Genomic DNA, 2867 nt, shown 5'->3' with positions numbered 1-2867 from the left:
CGTCCGACACCGCCAAGACCCCGCCGGCGACCGGTGCGCCCGCCACCCAGGCCGCCTCGCCGAGCACCGCGGCCACCACCCGCCCCAACCCGCCCGTCTGACGGCCGCCTACGGCCCCTACGACCCCTCAGCCCCGATCGGCGAGGATCCCCGAGAGCACGCGGCGCGCGTCACGGGCGTCAGCGCCGTCCTCGCCCAGGCTGTTGGCGCACGAGACGAGCGTCTTCCACAGCGCCCAGCCGCGTCCGCGCGCCCACGTGGCGTCGTCGACGCCAAGCCGCTTCCGGAACACGTCGCGGCCGTCGGCCGAGAGCAGGGTCCACGCGATCGCGAGGTCGCAAGCCGGGTCCCCCACGCCGCACGTACCGAAGTCGATGACGGCGGCGAGCCGTCCGTCCTCAAGGAGCAGGTTTCCCTTGGCGAGGTCGCCGTGGAACCAGACGTCGGCCCCGTCCCACCGCGCCGCGAGCGCCTGGGTCCACAGCTCGTGTGCCGACGCGACGTCGACGTGGCCGCGCAGCCCGTCCAGCGCACCGAGCGCCTGCGCCTCGTACGTCCGCAGCGTCGCCCCACGGAACCAGTTGTGCTTGCCGGGCTGCGGCCTCTCCGAGGCATCGACGCCCCGCAACGCGGCGACGAAGTCGGCCAGGCCCCCGGCGAAGCCGATCGGATCGACGACCGACTCGAACGTCGCGGGCGTGCCGTCGATCCACCCGTAGACCGACCACGCGAACGGGTAGGCCGCACCAGGACTCCCCTTCGCCAGCGGCACCGGGATCGGCAGCGGGAGAGCGGCTGCCAGCTCGGGCAGCCAACGGTGCTCCTTCTCCACGGCCAGGGCGTACTCCTCCGCGCTGGGCAGGCGGAGCACCATGTCCTCGCCCAGGCGGAAGGTCCGGTTGTCCCAGCCGCCGTTCTCCACAGCCGTCACAGGCAGTGCGGCCCACTGCGGGAACTGCTCGGCCACGAGCCTCCCCGCCTGTTCGGCACTGACGGTGATCCGCTGGGGCATCGGCCCGAGATCCGGAACATCGTTCAACAGACACCCCTTGGCTGGCTCTGGTGTGAGCGGACGGACGCTTGCGCCACGCGAGTAGAACCCACCCGACACAGGTTCGACAACCGGTATTCGTCGAGCCCCGTGGCACCGTGCCGAGGCTCGCCCATGAGCCCTACGGGTGAGGACGTGGTGGCCGCAAATCCGACGGGGAACGCCTGGGTGCGGTGGCAGCGCGCCACCCCAGCGGAGTGGAAGAGGCATCAGATGCACAGCGCAGGCAACGTCACCCCCGGTGACGGACGGGATCGCAGAACGGGGAGAGCGGCAAGGAGTGCGGCGGGGAGGAGGGTGGTGGCACGGGCCGTGGCGGTGCTCGCGGCTGCCGCGGGCCTCGTGGCCGCACAGGCCTGCCCCGCGGCCGCCGTCATCGGCGGCACACCGGTGGCGTTCGGGCAGATCCCCTACGAAGTCGTGCTGCAGAACCCTGACGGCGGCCTCGACTGCGGCGCCACCATCATCGACCAGACCCACGTCGTGACCGCCGCGCACTGCCTCGACCCGCTCGTCCTGACCGGGTACTCGATTCGCTACGGCTCCCTGGACGACACCTCCGGCGGCACCGTCGTCCCCGTGGACCGGGTGATCGACCACCCGGCCTACAACCCGCTGTTCCCCCACGAGAACGACATCGCCCTGCTGGAACTCGCCGCTCCCATCCAGTACGGCGCCGACGCCCAGCCCGTCACCCTGCCCGCCCAGGGCAGCGACGCCGCGCCCGGCTCGCAGGACACCGTCTCCGGCTGGGGCATCACCACCACCCGGGCCACCAACACCGTCCTGGAGAGCCTCACCGTCCCTGTCGTCTCCCGGGATACCTGCAGAGCGAAGTACGGCTCCACCGGCCAGTTCATCTTCGCGAGTTCGCTCTGCGCCGGAGGAGCGAACGTCACCTGCCAGGGCGACGGCGGCGACCCCCTCACCTCCAACGGCACCCTGGTCGGCATCGCCTCCTGGGGCGCCCCGTGCGGACAGTCCGGCTACCCCGACGTCTTCACCCGTGTCGGAAGCTACGTCGACTGGATCCGGGCCAACAGCGGCTGACGCCCGGACGGCACCCGGACACGACGGGAGGGCCCGGCCGCTGGTTGCGGCTGGGCCCTCCCGTGTGGTCTTCGGGCGCTTTTGTGCCCCCTGGAGCGATGGCACTCCTTCAGTTCGATCCCACGGGGTTCAGTCCCAGTCGGTGAACTCGTGCGTCCGGCGGCGGTAGGGGCCCGGGAGGGCGGCGAGGCGGTTCGGCGGCCACATGTCGGCGTTCTCGCTGAGGGCCAGCACGCCGTCCTGGCGCACCAGCCAGACGTCCTCGTAGTCGAGGTGCAGGACCGCGTCGCCGGGTACCTGCGCGAGGAGGCCGTCGGTCAGGCGGGTCATGTCGTCCTGCTGGCCGGGGATGTCGGTGTGCTTGCCCAGCCGGAACGCTACCGAGACGGTCGGGGTGAAGACACGGCCACCGATCCGCGGGTCCCCCCAGGGAGTGGGCCTGCAAGGGGTCACCCGGATCCAGGTGCCGTGCTCGGTGAGCGCGCCGCCTCCGAGCAGGGTGTCGACGCTTGCGGTGGCGTCGAAGAGCCGCATCGGCCGGGCGGCGTCGGTGAGGCTCCGGGCGACCTCGGCCGTGGTCCACGTGGTCACCAGGTCGAGGCTGTAGGAGATCGCCATCTCCGTCCCTCCCTCTTTCTCCAGGCTGAGGGAAACCACCTTGCCGCACATGTCGATCACCGTGATGGTCGCGCCCGCCCCGGACACAGGACAGCGGTGTGTTGTGGGGGTTTGCCCGCGGGGCTCACCACCCCACAGCCGCACACTA

The 2867-nt window shown here is 71.6% G+C and carries 3 protein-coding genes; 1 reads left to right on the top strand and 2 read right to left on the bottom strand.

Annotated features, from left to right (window positions below; translation table 11 throughout):
• Nucleotides 1–127 precede the first annotated feature (127 nt).
• Nucleotides 128–1039 (bottom strand): aminoglycoside phosphotransferase family protein, encoded by a 912-nt coding sequence (locus ACWDCZ_RS39965; protein WP_449818544.1) that lies wholly within the window; start codon nucleotides 1037–1039, stop codon nucleotides 128–130.
• Nucleotides 1040–1351: 312 nt separating this feature from the next.
• Here ACWDCZ_RS39965 and ACWDCZ_RS39960 point away from each other — a divergent pair, with 312 nt between their 5' ends.
• Nucleotides 1352–2101, top strand: coding sequence for a serine protease (locus ACWDCZ_RS39960; protein ID WP_159028347.1), 750 nt, complete (start codon nucleotides 1352–1354; stop codon nucleotides 2099–2101).
• A 129-nt stretch (nucleotides 2102–2230) separates the two neighbouring features.
• On the opposite strand, the gene ACWDCZ_RS39955 is transcribed toward ACWDCZ_RS39960, so the two are convergent.
• Complete coding sequence (locus tag ACWDCZ_RS39955; RefSeq protein WP_449818543.1) at nucleotides 2231–2719, bottom strand: SitI3 family protein; 489 nt, start codon at nucleotides 2717–2719, stop codon at nucleotides 2231–2233.
• Between the last annotated feature and the right edge of the window lie 148 nt (nucleotides 2720–2867).

It is taken from the genome of Kitasatospora sp. NPDC001225, assembly GCF_053597855.1.
This window is presented reverse-complemented; position numbering and strand designations above follow the sequence as displayed.

Coding starts and splice junctions, on each gene's coding strand:
- ACWDCZ_RS39955 (WP_449818543.1), bottom strand. CDS start 2,719: ATGGCGATCTCCTACAGCCTCGACCTGGTGACCACGTGGACCACGGCC.